Origin of the sequence: Bergeriella denitrificans NBRC 102155, assembly GCF_001592185.1 — a bacterium.
Lineage (GTDB): Bacteria > Pseudomonadota > Gammaproteobacteria > Burkholderiales > Neisseriaceae > Neisseria > Neisseria denitrificans.
Window position 1 is genome coordinate 1 of sequence record NZ_BCWL01000013.1, and the last position, 20414, is coordinate 20414.

The window sequence follows — 20414 nt, forward strand, 5'->3', positions numbered from 1 at the left end:
CAGGCTTCTGCCGACGAAAAAGCCGTCTGAAATTTTCAGACGGCTTTTCCACTATTTCACCACAGCATCAGTCAAGGTGTCAGTTGAGCTTTGCCCAATTCGGTTAAATCGCTTTCCGTTGCTCGGCCGGTGAAGCGGACTTCAAAATGGTCCGGTGCATAATCGGGCGGTGATTTGCCTTCGACAAAGGCGGCCCATTGTCCGGCCAGGTAGGCTTCGTTTTTCGGGCAGCGCGGGGCGGCGCCGATATACATGACATTGCTGTCATAGGGGCTGTTGTGTTCGGCCTCGACCGAGTGCACGACATCGCAATGCCAGAAAACGCAATCGCCTGCTTCCATATCGGGGATGGAGCATTCGGCATCCAGCAGCACTTGGTGGTATTCGGGGAAAATGCCCAAAGTCCGCATCGGCTGCGCGCCGCACAAATCATCGTCGGCTACGTCGTCCTGCAGGGCGCGCAGCAGGATGTAGGCCATAGCGTTGGCAATCGGTACCAGTTTGAGCGTGCCGCCGTTTTGGCGCTGCGGCGACAGTGAGGTCCAACCTTGGAATGTGCGGAATACGGAAGCGTTGGCGGGCGATGCGATTTCGCGTACTTCCGTGCGGCCGTCGCCGTCAAACGGGTTGTAGTCGCGCCAGTTGCCGCTGAACACATGGCGGTAAACGTAGCGGAAATTTTCATCCAGCCAGCGCTCGATGGTGCCGCTGTCCACATGGGGCGACAGGCCTAAGGGTTTGGATTTGGGCGGGCGGCGGCGCACGCGGTCGGCATAGGAAATGATGTGGTCGGGATCGAAATGCTGCTTGCCGTCGGATTCGGTCTGCCACAGGCCGTTCAGGAAGCATTGCACTTTTTTCATACGCTCGTCTTGGCGTGCCTCTACCTGCGGTTTGCTCCAGTAAATACCGTAAATCTGCGGCTTGCCCTGCGCCAATGTGCCGAAATAATTGTCTTCGGCGGCGTGTTTCAAAGCCTCTTCAAAATGATTGTTATCCAAATAAGCGCCGATATCGCGGTTCCACTGCTCGGCGCGTTCACGCTCGAAGACGCCGTGAACGACCACGCAGCCGCGGCGGCGGATGCGGGCGATTTGCTCGTTGGAAATCGTACCGTTCACAATTTCGTCGGCGTGCAGCTGCGGTACGGGGTGGATGCCCGATGCCGCTTCCGCGCGGATTTCATCGGCCTGACGGCGGATGTCTGCTGCCACTTCCTGAAAGACGCGGGCATATTCGGGCAGCGCGGCTTTTAGCTGCCGTTTGACTGCGGTAATGGTGGCGCCGATGTCGGCGGGCATATCCATGTGTGCCATTTTGTTTCTCCTTATGTGCGGGCGGCTGCGATTATCGGCCGCTTCCTATGGCCGATTATAAAAAAACCGCTTGGCGGCGCAAGCGGGGGCGGCAATAAAACCGGTGAAGTTTGATATTGTCAAACCGGCGGCGCGGCATTTTTCAGACGGCCTGATGGGCATCCGCGCCCGCCGTTTCCGATTCTGCCGCCCAAATCAAGCGCAGGCTGGCTTCGGCCAGCGCAACCAAACGCGCATGGGGCAGGGCATCGGCGCGCCCGGCTACCGAAATGCCGGCAACAGTGCGCCCGTTGTCGCGCAGCGCGACAGCGAAAGCAAACCATCCTTCCTCCGCCTCGCCCAAGTCCAGCGCATAACCCTGCCGCCTAATCTCGGCCAACTCGGCGCCCAATGCAGCGGACAATTTGCCCGCGCGGCGCAGGCTGCGTGCCATTTCCTCAATTTCCGCCAAAAAGACCTTGCCCATCGCAGAAGTAGTCAAACCCTCGCGGCGGCCGCGCGGGCTGGGGCTGTTGTGCCGGCTGTCGTCGCCCAATACCTCCAAATAGCGGTATTCCCGCGTGCCGCAGGGCGCGGCCAGGTAAACATTTTCCCCGCTCAAAGCATGCAGTTGCGCCATCAGCGGGCGGAAGCGGCTGCGTAAACGCTCGTCGGCATCGGAAAGCGGCAGCGTCAAATCACGCAGACGCAGCCCGAGCGTATAAGCCGCACCCTCTCGGCTGATATAGCCGAGTGCCGCTAAAGTGTTCAACAGGCCGTGCAGCGTCGCCTTATTCAGCCCCGTCTGCTCCGCCAACCACCCCAAGCGCGCCTGTCCGCCCGCCAAAGCAATCTGCTCCAGCAAATACATCGCCCGCTCGACCGATTGGATTTTGCGCGTTTCATTAACCATCAGTTTCCCCGTTTTGCCCACAGGCTGAAAGTATAGCAAAAGGCCGTCTGAAAAACGCATTTTCAGACGGCCTTACAAGCAAGCAGGCAGAGACGGATAAACGACGCGGGTGATTGCATAATTGTTATCTATAGTGGTTTCTTTATATTGGGACAAGGCGGCAAGCAGCAGGGGTACAAATCGCAGTAACGCAGTATCAGCCCAGCGGGACGACTATCTTTCAAAGAAATACCCGACTATCAGCCATCAGTACGTCCACCTGTAACGCTTTAGACACACATGGTTTTCATCTTTCAATTCCACCCCTTCCGCCCGCAGTAAATCCGCCTGCTCATCCCAACCCGGCACCAACCGCCCCGCCGCGTTGACTACGCGATGACAGGGATAGCGGCCGTAATATTCCGCATTTGCCAACACGCTACCGACCAAACGCGCGTTTTTCTCCCGCCCGATCAAGCGCGCAATCTGCCCGTAAGTCGCCACCCTCCCAGCGGGAATTTCTTCCACTACTGCTAAAATTTCAAATGCCAAATGCTCGTTTTTTGGGCGGGCGGATTGGCGGGCGGGTGCGGGGAAGCCAAAGAAATCGGGTGGCAGGGGGAAATTGGGGTTGGGCATTTCAGACGGACTTATTGAGGTAACGGAAAATCATCTGAACATAATACACCGAAAGACCAAAGGTAGGGTGCATGCCCCCGCATGCACGCGTTGCTTGATGGAACAGAGGAATATGATGGATAAACGGTTTAAATACATAAAGCAGGCAAAACATCCGGTTATGCCGTCTGAAAACAACGAGTGTCAAAATATTTCAGACGGCATAGAGCCAGAATCCAGCCAACGCGTGCATGCTGAGGGCATGCACCCTACACAGGGATTTGGTGTTTTGTGCAGGCTACGGCTTGCTACGCTTGCTATGATTTGTTCATTCATCAAGACCTACAAGTAAAATTAAGTCATCTCTATTCTGGGTTGCGAGCCATATCAAAAAGCTTTTATCCACAATGCTTAAAACTAGGTTTGTTTGGTCATAATCTAAAATAATAGGTCTAACATTTTTATTGATTTGTAAGGATGTAACAGATTGTAGAGCCTGAGTAATGTTGCCAGTATTTAATTCATCTTTTTTAGGGTATTTACTTTTTAACAATCTAGTTATATCTAACAATCTAATTCCTTTCTCTAATTCTGTTATTTCCTTCGTTAAAATTGGATAAAGCAACCATTTATACATTTCTAAGGTTGTTGCTTGGAAACCATTTGCGAATTGAGTGAGAAAAGAATTAAATCTACCACTTTGGGACTTAACTATATTAGAGATTAAATTTTTTGCATCAATATTTTCCGCAATTAAAGTTTTTGTTATTTGCTTTTCTTCGATATTACATTGCTTGCAGGCAGCTAAACATGCCTCTTGAATTAGAAAAACGCTATCAAAGCAATTTTCCACTAAGTTGCTCTTAAAGTTTTCTGAAAATTCTATGTTTAATAACTCTTCTCCTCTTTCAATTACTGAGGTTAGATCTTGTTTATCCCACTTATCCGCATTTAAAGCGATAAGCCTACCATCTAAATCCCCGTTATATACACTAAGACGATTTTCTTCAAGCCATACTCCAATAATTATAAATTTAAATTTAGAGTTTTCATGAAACGCTTTAAGTGCAAATGAAAAATCTTTTTGAGTTTCTGTTGGTAGGTAGTGAAAATCTTCTAAGATAATAATTTTATTAAACTTAATTCTGTTTAAAGCATCAATAATATCATTTACATCAAAAGGATCTAAGTCTAACGGTTCTAGAGTGATGGAATTTTGATTAGTGCTTTCTGATTCTGCATTTGATGATAGATTAAATGGAAGTATAGCTGCCGTTCCTATTGATGCAGATATTTTTTGCTTTCCTGTTGTTGTTTGACTTGATGAAATTGTTAGCTCGAATCCGGCAGATTTTAAAATTGCTTCATGAATGTTTTGGATGGTCCACTTGTTTGAACAATGAATAACTATATATTCATCATGCTTTAAATTATGCTTACGTAAAGAAGTCTTCCCCTGCTTAGAACTACCATAGATTACAAGATGTTGGGAACGATCAAGACTTTCTCGTAATATAGTGTCTGCATAGCTCCGTGGAACATAATTTAAAGGTAAATCCCTGTTAATGCCATATACGTCAGAAACTTTTGTATTACTCACTTTGTTGCTCCTATTTTGATTTTGAAGAAAACTAAATAATTTACATAAATTCACTGTATTATCCTTAATTCCCACTCCTTCCCCAACCGCTTCACCGACACTGGATAAGGCGTTTTCAACTCCTGCGCAAACAGCGACACTCTTAATTCCTCAATCTGCCATCTAAACCCGGCAAGGCCGTCTGAAACGGGCAGGCCTTGTTTGACTAAGCTATCCGTTTTCTCCCTCCACATTTGTTCCAATTCCTGAATATCGGCTTCCCGCGCTTGGTCGCGGGCGGGGTTGCTGCTGTATTTTTCCATACGCAGGGTCATGGCTTTGAGGTAGACGGGCAGGCGCGGCCATTGGGGCCAGGGGGTTTGGCTGGCGAAACCGGCATACAGTAATTTTTCCAGCCGCGCACGCAGTAAATGGGTGAGCGGGTGGCGGCCGAGTTTGCCGTTGAGTTCGGCGTAGGCGGTGGCGGTGTCTTGCAGGTAGCGGCTCACGGCTTCTTTAACGGCGGGCAGGCGGCTGCGGGCGCGTTTGATTTGTTCTTTAAAGGCTTTTTCGCTGCGGGGCAGCTCATCGTCGCCGATAAAGGCGCGGTCGCATACGGCTTGGGTGAGGTCTTCGCGCAGGGTGTCGGCGGGGATGTGTTTGAGCAGCATGGCGGCTTGGGTAAAGCCTTGCAGGCCTTTGTTGAGGTCTTTAACATGTTCTTTTAGTTGTAGTTTCATTAATTCGATGATGCCTTGGCGGTGGGCTTGGCGGGCGGCTTCGGGGGTGTCGAACAGGCGCAGGGCGATGTGGCCGTTTTTTTCTTTTTGCAGGCCGAGGTAGCCGGTGAGCTGCTGTTTGCCGCGGGCGAATTTGATGGATTCGGGCAGCGTGCCAATGTCCCACGAGGTGACGTTGTCGCGCTCGAATTCTTGGGTGTTGTCGCGGAAGGTTACGGCGGCGGCTTGGCCGAGCTGTTGCTGCAATTCGTGCAGCACGCGGCCGCAGGCTAATTCTTGGCCGCCGTCGTCGATGACGCGGATGTTGAAATAGCAGTGTTCGGGCAGTTTGAACGCCGCCCAGTCGTCGAGGTTGATTTGTTCCAACACGCGCATGTCGCCGGCGGTTTTGGCGATGAAGCGGGCGAGCTGGGGGATGACGGCTTCGCTGTGTTTGGGCCGGCTTTCTAAGAATTTGGTGGTGAACTCGGGCACGGGCACGCAGATGCGGCGGATTTGTTTAGGCAAGGCTTTGATTAAAAGCTGGATTTTTTCGCGCAACATGCCGGGCACCAGCCATTCGAGTTCGGCGGCGGCGATGCGGTTTAGCGAGGTGAGCGGCAGGGTGAGGGTTACGCCGTCGAGCGGATGGTGCGGCTCGAAGCGGTAGCCGAGTGTGAATTTGCCGTCGGCGGTGTGCCAGAATTTGGGGAACTGCTCTTCGGTAATGTGCGCCGCGGCGTGCTGCATAAGGTCTTCTTTGCTTAAAAACAGCAGGCGCGGGTTGTCGCGCTCGGCGGTTTTGAGCCAGGCTTGGAAGGTGCGGATGTCGGCGAGCGGGAGGGGTTTTTCAGACGGCGTAGGTCGGGCATTGATGCCCGACGGAGTTTGCGCGACCGCACGGTTTGTGTCGGGCATAAATGCCCGATCTACCGGTTGTTGCCCGCCCCCGTGGGAGGCGGGAGCGGCGGGGGTTAAGCCGCCATTGTCTTCAGGCGTATCAAGCGGTAGGTTGATGCCCGGCCTACCGTCTTGCCAGCCGTCGGCGGTTTTCACCACGCTGTGCGGCAAGCGTTGGTTGTAAAACTCAAACAAAATCTCATCGTCCACTAATACGTCTTGGCGGCGGGATTTGTGTTCCAAATCGCTGATTTCTTTAATCAGTTTTTTATTGTGCACGAAAAAGGCCGTCTGAATGTCGGCTTCCTGCGCCACCAGTGCGCCGCGTATAAACAACTCGCGCGCTTCTTCGGGGGCGACTTTGCCGTAGGCGACCGGGCGGCGCGGCAACACGGTGAGGCCGTAGAGCGTCACGCGTTCGGCGGCCACCACTTCGCCGCGCTTCTGCTCCCAATGCGGCTCGAAATAATGGTAACGCACCAAATGCGGGGCTTCCTGCTCGATCCATTCAGGCTTGATTTCGGCCACATCGCGCGCGTAAAGCTTGGAGGTTTCGGTTAATTCCGCCGCCATCACCCATTTGGGCTTGGCTTTGAAGAGCGCGGAGGCGGGAAACAGGTGGAAACGGCTGCCGCGCGCGCCGGTGTAGTCGTTGCCGTCGGGCGATTTCATGCCCACGTTGGCAATCAGGCCGGTGAGCAGCGCGCGGTGGATTTGTTCGTAGCCCGCTTCCTTGGCGGCGCGGATGCCGGCGCGGTGGTGCTTTTTATCCAATTGTTTTTGCTTGAGTTTGGCAGACAAATCTTGATCGCCCGCGTTTTCAGAGTGCGTAGCCTGCCGCTCGCGGCGCGGCATGAGCTGCGGCGCGTTTTGAGGCCGTACCGAAGACGGTAGGCTTCGCACTCTGAACGCATTCTCTTTGCTGACCAAACCCATTTCAACGGCGATTTCCGCCAGCTGGCGGTGCAGCTCGCGCCACTCGCGCATTCTGAGGTGCGACAAAAAATATTGGTGGCACCACTGCAGCAGCTGCTTGTTCGACAAACCCTTATCGCGCTCGCGCTGGAAGCTGTCCCAAATATTGAGATAGGCGAGAAAGTCGGACTGCTTGTCATGAAAACGCTCATGCGCCTTGTTCGCCGCCTCCCGCGCCTCCAACGGCCGCTCGCGCGGATCTTGGATGGACAGCGCGGACACGATAACGAGAATTTCCGCCATGCAGTCGTGCTTTTTTGCGGCAATCAATATCCGCGCGACTTTGGGGTCGATCGGCAGCCGCGACATTTGCTCGCCGAGCGGAGTTAATCGGTAGCGGGAGCGGGGTTCAGACAGGCTTTTGGTGTGGGTTTCGGTATTTTGCATATTCGATAGGTCAGGTATGATTGCCTGAGATTTTTTCATTTTCGGTTTTTGTCGGGAATAAAGGCTCGACCTACTTTTCAGACGGCATGTTTTGGGTTTTGCATCTTGGCTATTTTATCGCATACGACCGCCTGAAAATAGGTAAAGGTAGTTTCATTTGAAAAAATGTTTAATTATAATATTTTTCATTTGAAAAAATGTATAATTCTACTTAAATCATCATTGAATTTTTGTGAGAATTTTCCTATGCAGAGAACGATTATCCAGTCCTTAGGGAAATGGAAAAACCAGCCCAAGCGTAAACCTTTGATCGTTCAGGGCGCAAGACAGGTCGGTAAAACTTGGGCGATGAAACACTTTGGCGAACAGCATTTTGCCAAAGTTGCCTATATCAATTTTGACAACAATCCGCGCATGAAAACGCTGTTTGCAGGCGATTACGACATCAGCCGCCTGATACTCGGTTTAAAAATCGAAAGCGGCGTGGATATTCAGGCGGAAGATACATTGTTGATTTTTGACGAAATTCAAGAAGTGCCGCAAGCCTTGTCGTCTCTGAAGTATTTTTATGAAAACGCACCGCAGTTTTATATTGTGGCGGCGGGTTCGCTGCTGGGCGTGTCGCTGCATCATCAGGTTTCGTTTCCGGTGGGCAAAGTGGATTTTCTGCCGCTCTATCCGATGGATTTTCACGAATTTCTCACAGCATTGGGCAAACAGGATTTGGTGCAACTGCTGAAAATGCAGGATTGGCCGTTGATTGCAGCCATGAAAACCACCTATATCGATTTGCTGCGCCATTATTATTTTGTCGGCGGGATGCCCGAAGCGGTGCAGACGTTTATCGACACGCAGAATTTCTACGCGGTGCGCCAAGTGCAGCGCAATTTGCTGCTCGCCTATGAGCAGGATTTTTCCAAGCACATCAAAGACGGGCAAACCGTGCAAAAAGTGCGTGCGGTTTGGTCGTCCGTTCCCGAACAGCTTGCCAAAGAAAACAAAAAATTTATCTATTCCAACCTGCAAAAAGGCGCGCGCAGCAAGGATTATGAAACTGCCCTGCAATGGCTGAAAGACAGCGGTTTGGTGCATTGCGTGCCGCGCATTAAAAAACCGCATCTGCCGCTTTCGGCGTATCAGGACAACGCGTTCAAACTATACGGCTTGGATGTCGGCCTGCTTGCCGCGCAAAGCCATTTGGACGCGAGCGTTTTGCTGGAAGGCAGCCGCATTTTTACCGAATTTAAAGGCGCACTCACCGAACAATATGTGTTGCAACAATTGATTGCCACTCAGGAAAACCCCGTGTTCTACTGGGCAGCCGAACGCGGCACGGCAGAAGTGGATTTTGTGTTGCAACGCAGGCAGTCGGTTATCCCGATTGAAGTGAAAGCGGAAGAGAATTTGAAAGCCAAAAGCTTGAAAGTGTATGTGGAACAGTTTCAGCCAGAACGGGCGGTGCGCTTTTCTATGGCGGATTATCGGGAGCAGGATTGGGTGGTGAATGTGCCGTTGTATGGGTGTTTGGGTGGGGTGATGTGACAGATAATAAGATTGATGCCGTCTGAAAGCTTTAAATTTTCAGACGGCATCGGTGTTTTTCAGACAGGCATTTCGGAAAACCTTTACATTTTTATAGATGGCAGAAACTATGCACTGGATGTTACTGTAAATACTTTTAGGGGTTCTCCTAGACAACGAGAATAGCCCCATTATTTTTTAACCAGTTATCCATCCTAAATTTTGCAAACGGTCATAGGCAATCTCAATTTGTCGAGTTGTAAAAGACTTTTTACGCTGATTCCACTGATGAACACTTTTCACTATATTTTCTTTATTTCCAACACCTTCTTGATTGGAAATCCAATGGACAGTTGCAAGCAGTTCTAACCCATAAGCCGTTTCAAAACCTTCCACTAATTCTGCTACACGCTCAAATCGGGCATGACTATCAGTATGCAGTGCTAAAAATTCTTCTGCTTCTTCCGCTGCTCCAGGAACAAGCATAATTGGCTTTTCAGGCATATCTCCACCATCTGCATAGCCGGAAATAAAGTAGCCTTCTATTGCATTTAATACATGCCGTAAATTTTCTGCATACGGACCATAATGATGCTTAACATATTTTAAGCGTAAGTTTTCTCCCGATTCTTGCATGAAATACATCAGTTTGTGCACTTCAAGCAAAGAAATAAAAGGATCTAGCAATCCAGCCAAATAACGGCGCATCAGTTCGATTAATGCAGCACGCCCAGCCGTCATTTTAGGAATTTGCTTGGAATAAGCCATTTGGTCATTGGTAGGAGCACCATTAGGTTCATATACCAATACATTAACATCATTAAGATTGTTCAATGCACTTTCAATCCGAGTACGGACTTCATTCCATTCTAAGCCTCCTAATCCTGCTCCTAATGGAGGAATTGCAATAGAGCGGATTTTTCTTTCTTGAATAACTTTTACTAAATCCTTCAGCCCTAACTCAATATCTTCAATACGGCTTTTACCGCGCCAATGACGTTTTGTTGGAAAATTGATAATCCATTTTGGCATAACGAGCTGCTCAGCTTCAAAAACAAACATTTTTCCCGGCTTAACCAACTCATTCTTACAGGCTTGAGAATAGGCTTTAAAATTTTCCGGATATTTATTTTTAAACTGCAAAGCAATACCACGTCCCATTACACCTACGCAATTAACAGTATTAACTAGAGCTTCAGTTTCACAGTCAAAAATATTACCTGTTTTATATTCAATCATGATTTTCTCCTACCCAATCAATAATACCAGTCTCTAACGACTTCAACGCTGGGACGATGCCTAGTATTTTGAATGGCATTTACAACATTGTTATAAACAGTATTTGAATAAACACCGATACGCTCTATTAAATGCCAAGGAAATTGATGCTCTAATAAAAATTCTGCCTGTTTGCCTTCTTTATAGGATTGCCACTGTCTTGCTTGAACGGACTCCCAACTAATTTTATTTAAATCCTTTAAATCATTAAAATCATTAAAATAATATGAGCCTGCATTTGAATCTGTAAAAGCCCAACGAACAGCAGGTCGCTGGGTACTTGCCCAATCTACTACCTGCTTAAAATCGGCTTGTAGATGAATAATCTGTTCCTGTCCTTCTTGGTATACCAGTTCGGAATTTCTACAATAAATTAGATAAAGCATAACCGACCTTGGGCAAAAATAAAACGGTACACAATCCCCAACGTATAAATCAGGATAGCTATCTAAACTCAGTTCATTTAAACGCCGTTCTTTAATATTACTTAACCCAATCATCGAGCCACTATTCGCTCTCTGACTGATAAGGCGATCACTTAACAAGCAACTATCAGAAATAATAGAAGATAATCTATCAAGATGAACAATATGATAAATTTTTATTGGATTTGGAATCATGCTTTTTTAAATAAATATTTGTTTATGAATATAATTTTAATCAAGCATTTTTAGTATGTCTATCATTTTCAGACGACCTCCTCCACCGCCCCCAACTCCAACAACACCTGAAACCCGTCATTGATATAACGCGCATCCGGTGCTTCCAAAAACGGAAATGCGGCCACGTCGCCCAGCTTTAATGCGGCCATGCGCAGGATGACGGCGGCGAGGTTGCTGCGGATGATTTCGGGGTCGGTAAACGGGGCGCGTTGGTTGAAATCGTCTTCGGCATACAGGCGCACGCAGACGCCGGCGGAGACGCGGCCGCAGCGGCCGGCGCGTTGGCGGGCGGCGGCTTGGGAGATTTTTTCGACATGCAGCTGCTCGACTTTGGCGCGGGCGGAATAGCGTTTCACCCGCGCCAGGCCGGTGTCGATAACGTATTTGATGCCGGGCACGGTGAGCGAGGTTTCGGCAACGTTGGTGGCCAGTACGATGCGGCGTTTGCTGCCGTCAGGGCGGAAGATTTTGTGCTGCTCGGCGGCGGAGAGGCGGGCGAACAGGGGCAGGATTTCGTCATCGCGGCGCAGCGGCGATTTGCGCAGGGCTTCGGCGGATTCGCGGATTTCGCGCTCGCCCGGCAGAAACACCAGAATATCGCCTTCGCCCAGCCGCGCCAGTTCGTCGGCAGCGTCAACAATGGCTTCGGGCAGATCGGTTTCGGCTTCGTCTTCGTCGGTTTCGTTGAGCGGGCGGTACAAGATTTCCACGGGATAGGTGCGCCCGCTCACTTCCAGCACGGGCGCGTTGTTGAAATGTTTGGAAAAACGCTCGGCGTCGATGGTGGCGGATGTGATGATGACTTTTAAGTCGGGGCGGCGCGGCAAGAGCTGCTTGAGGTAGCCCAGCAGGAAGTCGATGTTGAGGCTGCGCTCGTGGGCTTCGTCGATGATGATGGTGTCGTAGGCGGTGAGGTAGCGGTCGGTTTGCGTTTCCGCCAGCAAAATGCCGTCGGTCATCAGCTTCACATAGGCTTCACGCGAGGTGTGGTCGGTAAAGCGGACTTTATAGCCCACCGCCTGCCCGATGCCGCTGCCCAATTCTTCGGCAATCCGCTCTGCGACGGAGCGCGCCGCCAAACGCCGCGGCTGGGTGTGTCCGATTAAACCGGCCGCGCCGCGCCCGAGTTCCAAACAGATTTTCGGCAGCTGCGTGGTTTTGCCGGAACCGGTTTCGCCGCAGATGATGGTGACTTGGTTGGCGGCGATGGCGGCTTTGATGTCGTCCAAACGCTCGTGCACGGGCAAATCGCCGCTGTATTGCGGCTGCGGCAGCGCGGCTTGGCGTTTCAGATAGGCTTCGTGGGATTTTCGGTATTTTTTCTGCACCGCTTCCATGCCGCCGAAGCGTTTCGGGTTTTTCAAGGCGTTGCGCAGGAAATGGCGGTCGCGGGAGAGGGTTTGGGACAGGTCGGGCGCGGACATTTTTAGAATTTATAAACAGATAAACATAAAGCGTGATTATAGCAAAAGGCCGTCTGAAAACTGCGTTTGCAGTATTTTCAGACGGCTTTTTTCATGGGTGCTGCTCCTGTGCCAAAATTTGACCGGCGGCTTAAATGCGGCGGGTAATCCACGACCACACGCTGCTGCTCCAGCGTTCGAAGCGGTAGAGAAACAGGGCGTAGCTTTCCTGCAGCCAGAAGCGTTGGCGTTCTTTGTCTTGGTTGTAGAGGGTGGTGGGGGTGGCGGAGACTTGGGCATTGATGCCCAGGTCGGCGGCCATGGCGCGGGCGCGGGCGAGGTGGTAGGGGTCGCTGACGATGATGACGTTGTCGATGTTGTTGGCGCGCAAGACGGGGCGGAGGTTGCGCAGGTTTTCGTAGGTGTTGCGCGAGGTGTTTTCAAACAGGATGTGTTGCGCGGGTACGCCTTGTTTGATGGCGTAGCGGCGGCCGACTTCGGCTTCGGTCATGTAGCCTTTTTTGGGTGTGCCGCCGGTGAAGACGATTTTATCTACGCGGCGGCTTTGGTAGAGGGCGATGGCGTGGTTGATGCGTTCGCGGAATACGGGCGAGGGGCGTTTGTTCCAGGCGGCCGCGCCCAATACGATGGCGGCATCGGCGCGGCTTTCGGGCGGTAGGGGGGTGTGGCCGGTGTGATAGACCTGCCAGGCGGCGGCCGCAAAAAACGCGCCCACCAGCAGGATGCTGAGGGCGATGCCGCGCAGAAGGGCGTAGCGCAGGCCGTTTTTGCTGTGGCGCAGTCGGGGCATGGTTTCGGGTGTGTGGTCGGGTTAGAGCAGGGCTTCGAGGTTTTCGGTGGGGCGGCCGATGGCGGCTTTTCCGTCGTGCACGAGAATGGGGCGTTCGAGCAGGGCGGGGTGTTCGGCGATGGCGCGTAGCAGGGCGTCGTTGTCCAAATCGGGGTTGCCCAAGCCGAGGGTTTTGTATAAGTCGTCTTTGGTACGCATCATGTCGCGGGCGGAAGCCAGACCGAGCTTTTGGAAGATGCTTTCGAGCGTGGCCAAGTCGGGCGGGGTGTCGAGATAGTGTACGACTTCGGCTTCGATGCCGCGCGCCTGCAGCAGCGCCAGCGCCGCGCGGGATTTGCTGCAGCGGTTGTTGTGGTACAGGATAAATTCAGACGGCATAAGCGGCTCCTCGGCCTGAAACGGGAATGAAATAAGAACGACTATTATCGGCTGCTTGGGGGAATTTCTCAAGCGTGGAGGGCGGGTGCGGCGGCGGCAGGCGGCGGGTGCGACAAAAAACCAACAGCTTGATGTGAACCAATAGACAGGCCGTCTGAAAAGGTTACAATAGTTGAGCTTTTTACTCTGTTAAGGAACACGCTATGAAACGCTCCGCTGCTTTTGCGATAACTCTGCTGATTTTGGCTGCCTGCGGCGGCGAGCCGGCGGCTTCTAACGCGCAGGCTGCGTCTGCCCCTGCGCCTGCCTCTCGGGAAGCGGCGGCCGATGCGCTGGCGGCTTGGGACAGCGATGCGCCGCAGTCTTTGAGCAGCCTTAAAGCGCCGGTGCGGATTGTGAATTTGTGGGCAACCTGGTGTAAACCCTGTCGCAAGGAAATGCCGGAAATGTCGGCTTGGTACAAAGAGCAGGCTAAGGGCAGCGTGGATATGGTCGGCATTGCTTTGGATACGCGGGAAAACATCGGCAGCTTTTTGAAGCAGACGCCGGTGAGCTATCCGATTTGGCGTTATACCGGCAAAAGCAGCCGCCCGTTTATGAAAGCCTTCGGCAATGAGGCCGGCGTGCTGCCGTTTACGCTGGTGGAAGCGCCCAAATGCGGTCACCGTCAGATGATTACCGGCGAAGTCAACGCCAAAAGCCTGACCGAAGCGGTGGCCGCAGCCAAGGCCAAGTGCGCCTGAGCGGACAGGCAGCCGCAGCCGTCTGAATTTCAGACGGCTTTTTCGCGATAAAAACGCCTGCCGTCTGCATCATCGGGCAAAAATCCCTTATAATTCTCCCAAAATGTTTTCTGCGCCGGAATTTCCGCGCGTGCAATCTGATTGGAACAACCACTGTGGACAAACTCAAAATCTCCGCCAACGGCCCCTTAAACGGCGAAATCACCGTATCCGGCGCCAAAAATGCCGCCCTGCCGCTGATGTGTGCCGGCCTACTCACTTCCGGCACGCTGCGCCTGAAAAACGTACCCATGCTGGCCGACGTGAAAACCACGCAAAAGCTGCTGCAAGGCATGGGCGCGCGCGTGCTGACCGACAACATCCACGAGTTTGAAATCAACGGCGGTACGGTCAACAACACCTGCGCCCCTTACGAGCTGGTCAGCACCATGCGCGCATCGATTTTGGTACTCGGCCCGACGCTGGCGCGTTTCGGCGAAGCACAAGTCAGCCTGCCCGGCGGCTGCGCCATCGGCTCGCGCCCGGTCGATCAGCACCTGAAAGGCTTGGAAACCATGGGTGCGGAAATCGTCATCGAACACGGCTATGTGAAAGCCAAAGGCCGTCTGAAAGGCACGCGCGTGGCGATGGATGTCGTGACTGTCGGCGGTACGGAAAACCTGCTGATGGCCGCCACACTGGCCGAGGGTACGACCATTCTGGAAAACTGCGCCATCGAGCCGGAAGTGGTCGATTTGGCCGAATGCTTAGTGAAAATGGGCGCGAAAATCAGCGGCATCGGTACGTCCACCATGACGATTGAAGGCGTGAAAGAGCTGCACGGCTGCGAACATAGCGTCGTGCCCGACCGCATCGAAGCCGGCACATTCCTGTGCGCCGTCGCCATGACCGGCGGCAAAGTCACCCTGCGTAACGCCGCGCCGAAAACCATGGAAGTGGTGTTGGATAAATTGGTCGAAGCGGGCGCGATTATCGAAGCGGGTGACGATTGGATCAGCATCGATATGCAGCAGCGCCCGAAAGCCGTAGATATCCGCACCGTCGTCCACCCCGGTTTCCCCACCGATATGCAGGCGCAGTTTATGGCGATGAACGCCGTGGCTGAAGGCAGTTGCCGCGTGGTCGAAACCATTTTTGAAAACCGCTTTATGCACGTGCCCGAGCTCAACCGAATGGGCGCGAACATCACTACCGAAGGCAATACCGCGTTTGTACAGGGTGTGGAGCAGCTTTCCGGCGCCGTTGTGATGGCCACCGATTTGCGCGCGTCCGCCAGCCTGGTGATGGCCGGTTTGGTTGCCAACGGCGAAACCGTGGTCGAGCGCATCTACCACCTTGATCGCGGCTACGAGTACATCGAGAAAAAACTCGGCGGCGTCGGCGCGAAAATCGAGCGCGTGCGCGGTTGAGCGTGATACCGATTCGGGAATATTAAAAAAAAGCCGTCTGAAAAACCTGTTTTTCAGACGGCCTTTTTGTATCGCCAACGCTTTTACACCAAACCTTTTAATTTATACAGCCAATCCAAGGCTTCGCGCGGGGATAAATCGTCGGGATTGACTTCGTTCAGCGCGGCTAAAAGCGGGCCGGGGATAACTTCGTTTTGAAGCGGCTGCCCGGCAAGGCCGTCTGAAACCGCATCGTCAAGCGCGGCTGCGCCGTCATCATTTTCAGACGGCATGATGCTGAAAATATCCATTTGCGGCTGCTGTGCGGCGGCCTGCCGCTCCAAACCGTCCAGATGCTTTTGCGCGGATTTCAAGGCACGGGCGGGCAGGCCGGCGAGTTTGGCGACGGCGATGCCGTAGCTTTTATTGGCGGGACCGGGCTCGATGTGGTGCAGAAACACGATATCCTGCCCCTGCTCCAATGCCGACAAATGCATATTCACGGCGGCCGCGTGCGCCTCGGGCAGACGGGTCAGCTCGAAATAATGGGTGGCAAACAGGCTGAACGATTTGTTTTTCTGCAATAAATGTTCGGCAATGGCCTGCGCCAGCGCGAGGCCGTCGAATGTGGACGTGCCGCGGCCGACTTCGTCCATCAGCACCAGCGACTGCTCGGTGGCGTGGTGGAGGATGTAGGCGGTTTCGCTCATTTCCACCATAAAAGTGGAGCGGTTGGAAGCCAAATCGTCGCTCGCGCCGATGCGGGTGAAAATCTGGTCGATGGGGCCGATGGTGGCGGATGCGGCGGGAACGAAGCTGCCGGTGTGCGCCAGCAGGGTAATCAGCGCAACCTGGCGCATGTAGGTGGATTTGCCGCCCATATTGGGGCCGGTGAGCAACATCAGGCGGTGTTTGTGGTCAAACGCGGTACTGTTGGCGGTAAAGTGGCGCACCTGTTGCTCGACCACGGGATGGCGGCCGTCTGAAATGGCCAAAACGGGATAATCGGCAAACTCGGGACACACGAAACCGCGTTCGGCGGCATGGCGGGCAAACGCCGACAATACGTCCAGCGCGGCCGCGGCTTTGGCGGTTTGCTGCAACTGCGGCAAGGCCGTCTGAAGCTCTTTCAGCAAGGCTTCGAATAATTGCTTTTCCAAAGCCAGCGCCTGTTCTTGCGCGCCCAACACTTTGTCTTCAAAGGTTTTTAATTCCGGCGTGATGAAACGCTCGGCGTTTTTCAGCGTTTGGCGGCGCTGGTAGTCGGCGGGTGCCTGTTCGGCCTGCACTTTGGAAAGCTCGATGTAAAAGCCGTGTACGCGGTTGAACTCGACTTTCAAGGTGGACAAGCCCGTGCGTTCCCGCTCGCGCGCCTCCAGCGCCAGCAGAAACTCGTCGCCGTGGTTTTGGATGTGGCGCAGTTCGTCAAGCTCCGCATGGAAACCGTCGTTCATCACGCCGCCGTCTTTCAGCCACACCGACGGCTCGGGCATGATGGCGGCGGTCAGCTTCTCCGCCAGCGGCAGATTGCCGGGAAACACCCGTTGCAGCGTTTCCAATAAGCTGCTTTCACCTGAGGATAACCCAATCCGCGCCAGCTCGTGCAAACTGTCGCGCAAAGCCGCCAAATCGCGCGGACGGGCGCTGCCCACCGCAATCCGCGCCGCAATCCGCTCGATGTCGGCAATGTTTTTCAGACGGCCTTGCAGCGTTTCAAACTGGTTTTGCAAAGCAGCCACAGCTTCTTGGCGGGCGCGGATATGGCTGCGGTTGCGCAGCGGATGGTGCAGCCACAAAGCCAAGAGGCGGCTGCCCATATGCGTAGCGCAGTCGTCGAGGCAGGAAAACAGCGTCGGCGCTTTTTTGCCGCTCAAAGTCTGAGTAATTTCCAGATTGCGGCGCGTGGCCGCGTCCATACCGACATACTGGCTTTCCGTTTCCAGCGAGAGGCCGTCGAGGTGCTGCGGCATTAAATTTTGCGTGAGGCGGATATAGTTTAACAACGCCCCCGCCGCACCGACGGCCGCCGCGTGTTCCGACCTGTCCAAACCGAAGCCGCGCAAATCTTGGCAGCCGAAATACTCCGTCAGCAGCTTTTCAGCGGTATCCGCGGCAAACTGCCACCCGTTCAGGCGCGTGACATGGCCCGAGGCCGTCTGAAACTGCGGCAGGTTTTTGCCGTCGGCCAACAAAACCTCCGCCGCCTGCAAACGCGCCAATTCATCGGCCAGTTTTTCAGACGGCACGATTTTGGCTTTAAATTCACCGCTTTGCAGCGAAGCCCACGCCAAACCGATTTGCTTTTTATCCGCATTCACCGCCACAATACGGTTGGTTTCCTTATCTTCCAAAAACGCCGAATCCGTGAGCGTACCCGGCGTCACAATCCGCACCACCTTGCGCTCCACCGGCCCTTTTCCCGCACCGACTTCGCCCACCTGCTCGCAAATCGCCACACTTTTGCCCATCTTCACCAGCCGCGCCAAATACTGCTCCGCCGCGTGAAACGGCACACCCGCCATCTTCACCGGCTCGCCCCCCACCTGCCCGCGCGTGGTCAGCGTAATGTCCAACAACTTCGCCGCCTCCACCGCATCATCGAAAAACAGCTCGTAAAAATCACCCATACGGTAAAACAGGAGCTTGTCCTGATGGTCGGCTTTAATGCCGAGATACTGCTGCATCATCGGAGAAACGGGTTTGGACATTTCAGACGGCCTTTTGAAAAACAATCGTAAAGGCGGATATTGTAGCAAAACCGCGCCCGCTTGCGGCCTTAATCCCGCCGGTGCGGTGCGGGCGGCGGAAAGGAGGTGATTTCAGACGGCCTTTTTTGCCGGAAAATACGCTACAATAGCCGCATTCGAACGATACCGATAATAAAGGAAACCGCATGGCTTTTTTTGATTTTTTCCGCCGCAAGAAAAAAGATGAGGCGCAAGCACCGGAAGCCGCCACGCCCGTAGAAACCGCAGAAACAGAAGCAAGCGCGGAGCAGCCGTCTGAAACAAGTGTTGAAACCGTTGAAGCAGTGGAAACGCTTGAGCAGACCGGACAGCCGTCTGAAACGGCTGCCGAGGCCGAAACGGAAGTACAAGCTACAGAAACGGCACTTGCGCAGGATAACGAAGCCGTTATCGAAAATGTGGCGGAAGCGGTAGAAAACGCTGCAGCCGAGCCGTCCGAACCTTCAGACGGCCTGGAAGCCGTTATTGAGGCCACCGCAGAACAGGCCGCAGCGGAAACTGTTGAAGAAAGCGTGGTTGAGGCCGCTACCGCAGCAACAACGGAACAGCCGTCTGAAAAGGATGGTACGGAAACAGAAAGCCTGACAACTGAAACACCGCTTGCAGAGGAAGCAGACACCGCAGCGGTTGTTGAAGCGGTTGCAACCGAAAGCGTTGCGCCTGAAACATTCGTTGCAGAAACTGCTGAAACGGAACAGCCGTCTGAAAAGATTGAATCCGCAGAACAAGTTGCGGCGGCGGAAACCGTGGTTGTTGCCGAAGAGGCAGAAACCGTATCTGCTGCCGCACAGCCGTTTGAAATCAGGGAAGCGGGAACCCGCGAAGAAGCGGAAAGCAGCGATATTGGGGCGGAGCAGCCGTCTGAAGAAGCCGCTGAAACCGAAGCGGAAACGGCAAACACGGAAGCCGTACCCGCTGCTGTGACGGCTACCGCCCCCGAAGTTGCTCCGGAACCGGAATCCGCGCCCAAGCCCGGTTGGGCGGCGCGTTTGAAGCAGGGTTTGAGCAAATCCCGCGATAAAATGGCCAAATCGCTGGCGGGTGTATTCGGTGGCGGCAAAATCGACGAGGATTTGTACGAAGAGCTGGAAACGGTTTTGATTACCAGCGACATGGGCATGGAAGCGACCGAGTATCTGATGAAAGACGTGCGCAACCGCGTATCGTTCAAAGGTTTGAAAGACGGCGAAGAATTGCGCGGCGCGTTGAAAGAGGCGGTTTACGACTTAATCAAGCCGCTGGAGCAACCGCTGGTGTTGCCGCAAACCAATGAGCCGTTTGTGATTATGCTGGCAGGGATTAACGGTGCGGGTAAAACCACGTCCATCGGCAAGCTGGCGAAATATTTCCAATCGCAAGGCAAATCCGTGTTGCTGGCGGCGGGCGACACCTTCCGCGCGGCGGCGCGCGAGCAGTTGCAGGAATGGGGCGAGCGCAACGGCGTTACCGTGATTTCGCAATCTACGGGCGATTCGGCGGCGGTGTGCTTCGATGCGGTGCAGGCGGCCAAAGCGCGCGGTATCGACGTGGTGCTGGCGGATACCGCCGGACGGCTGCCGACCCAGCTGCATTTGATGGAGGAAATCAAGAAAGTGAAGCGCGTGCTGCAAAAAGCCATGCCCGACGCGCCGCACGAAATCATCGTGGTACTCGATGCCAATATCGGCCAAAACGCGGTTAACCAGGTGAGGGCGTTTGACGATGCGCTGGGGCTGACCGGCCTGATTGTGACCAAACTCGACGGCACGGCCAAAGGCGGTGTGCTGGCGGCCTTGGCCTCCGACCGTCCGATTCCGGTGCGCTATATCGGTGTGGGCGAGGGTATCGACGACTTGCGCCCGTTTGGTGCGCGGGCCTTTGTGGATGCGTTGTTGGATTAGGCAGATTTAGGAAAAGTATCAGGCCGTCTGAAAATGTGGATTTTCAGACGGCTTTTTTTATTCGCGGCAGCTGTATGGTGAACTTTCTAAAAATGTCAGAACCCTTTCCAACGTCATTAGCTTCGCAAGTCCGCTTTGTTTTCCCCGCACAGGCGGGAATCCAGAAGCCGAGCGTTTCAGAAGCCTGTCCAAAATTGCAGCCGTAGGACGGGCATCCCTGCCCGTCGCTTTGCCGCAA

Annotated in this window: 16 protein-coding genes; 4 read left to right on the top strand and 12 right to left on the bottom strand. The window is 53.5% G+C overall.

What is annotated here, in order from left to right; translation table 11 throughout:
- Positions 1 to 71 precede the first annotated feature (71 nt).
- The 5 genes from BDE01S_RS02035 to BDE01S_RS02055 form a co-directional block, all read right to left on the bottom strand.
- Entirely contained in the window at positions 72 to 1316 is a 1245-nt protein-coding gene (locus BDE01S_RS02035) for a DUF1479 domain-containing protein (protein WP_066076664.1), read from the bottom strand.
- A 142-nt stretch (positions 1317 to 1458) separates the two neighbouring features.
- Complete coding sequence (locus tag BDE01S_RS02040; RefSeq protein ID WP_218015844.1) at positions 1459 to 2208, bottom strand: IclR family transcriptional regulator; 750 nt, start codon at positions 2206 to 2208, stop codon at positions 1459 to 1461.
- 246 nt (positions 2209 to 2454) lie between these two features.
- Complete coding sequence (locus BDE01S_RS02045; RefSeq protein WP_082790391.1) at positions 2455 to 2826, bottom strand: MGMT family protein; 372 nt, start codon at positions 2824 to 2826, stop codon at positions 2455 to 2457.
- A gap of 307 nt (positions 2827 to 3133) precedes the next feature.
- Complete coding sequence (locus tag BDE01S_RS02050) at positions 3134 to 4405, bottom strand: hypothetical protein (RefSeq protein WP_066076701.1); 1272 nt, start codon at positions 4403 to 4405, stop codon at positions 3134 to 3136.
- A 50-nt stretch (positions 4406 to 4455) separates the two neighbouring features.
- Positions 4456 to 7365 carry a DUF3418 domain-containing protein gene (locus BDE01S_RS02055; RefSeq protein WP_082790392.1) on the bottom strand — a complete coding sequence of 970 codons (2910 nt, stop codon included), beginning with the start codon at positions 7363 to 7365 and terminating at the stop codon, positions 4456 to 4458.
- 246 nt (positions 7366 to 7611) lie between these two features.
- On the opposite strand from BDE01S_RS02055, the gene BDE01S_RS02060 reads away from it, so the two are divergent.
- On the top strand, positions 7612 to 8907 hold the full coding sequence (locus BDE01S_RS02060) for an ATP-binding protein (RefSeq protein WP_066076672.1): 1296 nt from the start codon (positions 7612 to 7614) through the stop codon (positions 8905 to 8907).
- A gap of 177 nt (positions 8908 to 9084) precedes the next feature.
- Here BDE01S_RS02060 and darG read toward each other — a convergent pair whose 3' ends face one another.
- From darG to arsC, 5 genes are all read right to left on the bottom strand, one after another.
- A complete protein-coding gene (darG, locus tag BDE01S_RS02065) occupies positions 9085 to 10125 on the bottom strand; it encodes a type II toxin-antitoxin system antitoxin DNA ADP-ribosyl glycohydrolase DarG (RefSeq protein ID WP_066076675.1) in 1041 nt (346 codons plus the stop codon).
- 17 nt (positions 10126 to 10142) lie between these two features.
- Complete coding sequence (darT, locus tag BDE01S_RS11030) at positions 10143 to 10784, bottom strand: type II toxin-antitoxin system toxin DNA ADP-ribosyl transferase DarT (protein WP_082790393.1); 642 nt, start codon at positions 10782 to 10784, stop codon at positions 10143 to 10145.
- A gap of 68 nt (positions 10785 to 10852) precedes the next feature.
- On the bottom strand, positions 10853 to 12250 hold the full coding sequence (gene hrpA, locus BDE01S_RS02070) for an ATP-dependent RNA helicase HrpA (RefSeq protein ID WP_082790394.1): 1398 nt from the start codon (positions 12248 to 12250) through the stop codon (positions 10853 to 10855).
- A gap of 130 nt (positions 12251 to 12380) precedes the next feature.
- Positions 12381 to 13040, bottom strand: a complete 660-nt coding sequence (locus tag BDE01S_RS02075; RefSeq protein ID WP_066076679.1) for a YdcF family protein — start codon at positions 13038 to 13040, stop codon at positions 12381 to 12383.
- A gap of 21 nt (positions 13041 to 13061) precedes the next feature.
- Positions 13062 to 13418, bottom strand: a complete 357-nt coding sequence (gene arsC, locus BDE01S_RS02080) for an arsenate reductase (glutaredoxin) (RefSeq protein WP_066076683.1) — start codon at positions 13416 to 13418, stop codon at positions 13062 to 13064.
- 203 nt (positions 13419 to 13621) lie between these two features.
- Between arsC and BDE01S_RS02085 the strand changes: the two genes are divergently transcribed.
- Entirely contained in the window at positions 13622 to 14161 is a 540-nt protein-coding gene (locus tag BDE01S_RS02085; RefSeq protein ID WP_082790395.1) for a TlpA disulfide reductase family protein, read from the top strand.
- 155 nt (positions 14162 to 14316) lie between these two features.
- On the top strand, positions 14317 to 15570 hold the full coding sequence (gene murA, locus BDE01S_RS02090) for a UDP-N-acetylglucosamine 1-carboxyvinyltransferase (RefSeq protein ID WP_066076686.1): 1254 nt from the start codon (positions 14317 to 14319) through the stop codon (positions 15568 to 15570).
- Positions 15571 to 15653: 83 nt separating this feature from the next.
- On the opposite strand, the gene mutS is transcribed toward murA, so the two are convergent.
- Positions 15654 to 18257, bottom strand: a complete 2604-nt coding sequence (gene mutS, locus BDE01S_RS02095; protein ID WP_066076689.1) for a DNA mismatch repair protein MutS — start codon at positions 18255 to 18257, stop codon at positions 15654 to 15656.
- Between the two features lie 491 nt (positions 18258 to 18748).
- Here mutS and ftsY point away from each other — a divergent pair, with 491 nt between their 5' ends.
- On the top strand, positions 18749 to 20176 hold the full coding sequence (ftsY, locus tag BDE01S_RS02105) for a signal recognition particle-docking protein FtsY (protein WP_416178185.1): 1428 nt from the start codon (positions 18749 to 18751) through the stop codon (positions 20174 to 20176).
- Between the two features lie 43 nt (positions 20177 to 20219).
- On the opposite strand, the gene BDE01S_RS11540 is transcribed toward ftsY, so the two are convergent.
- Positions 20220 to 20414, bottom strand: a 195-nt coding sequence (locus BDE01S_RS11540; protein WP_218015845.1) for a hypothetical protein, incomplete at its 5' end; no start/stop codon positions are given.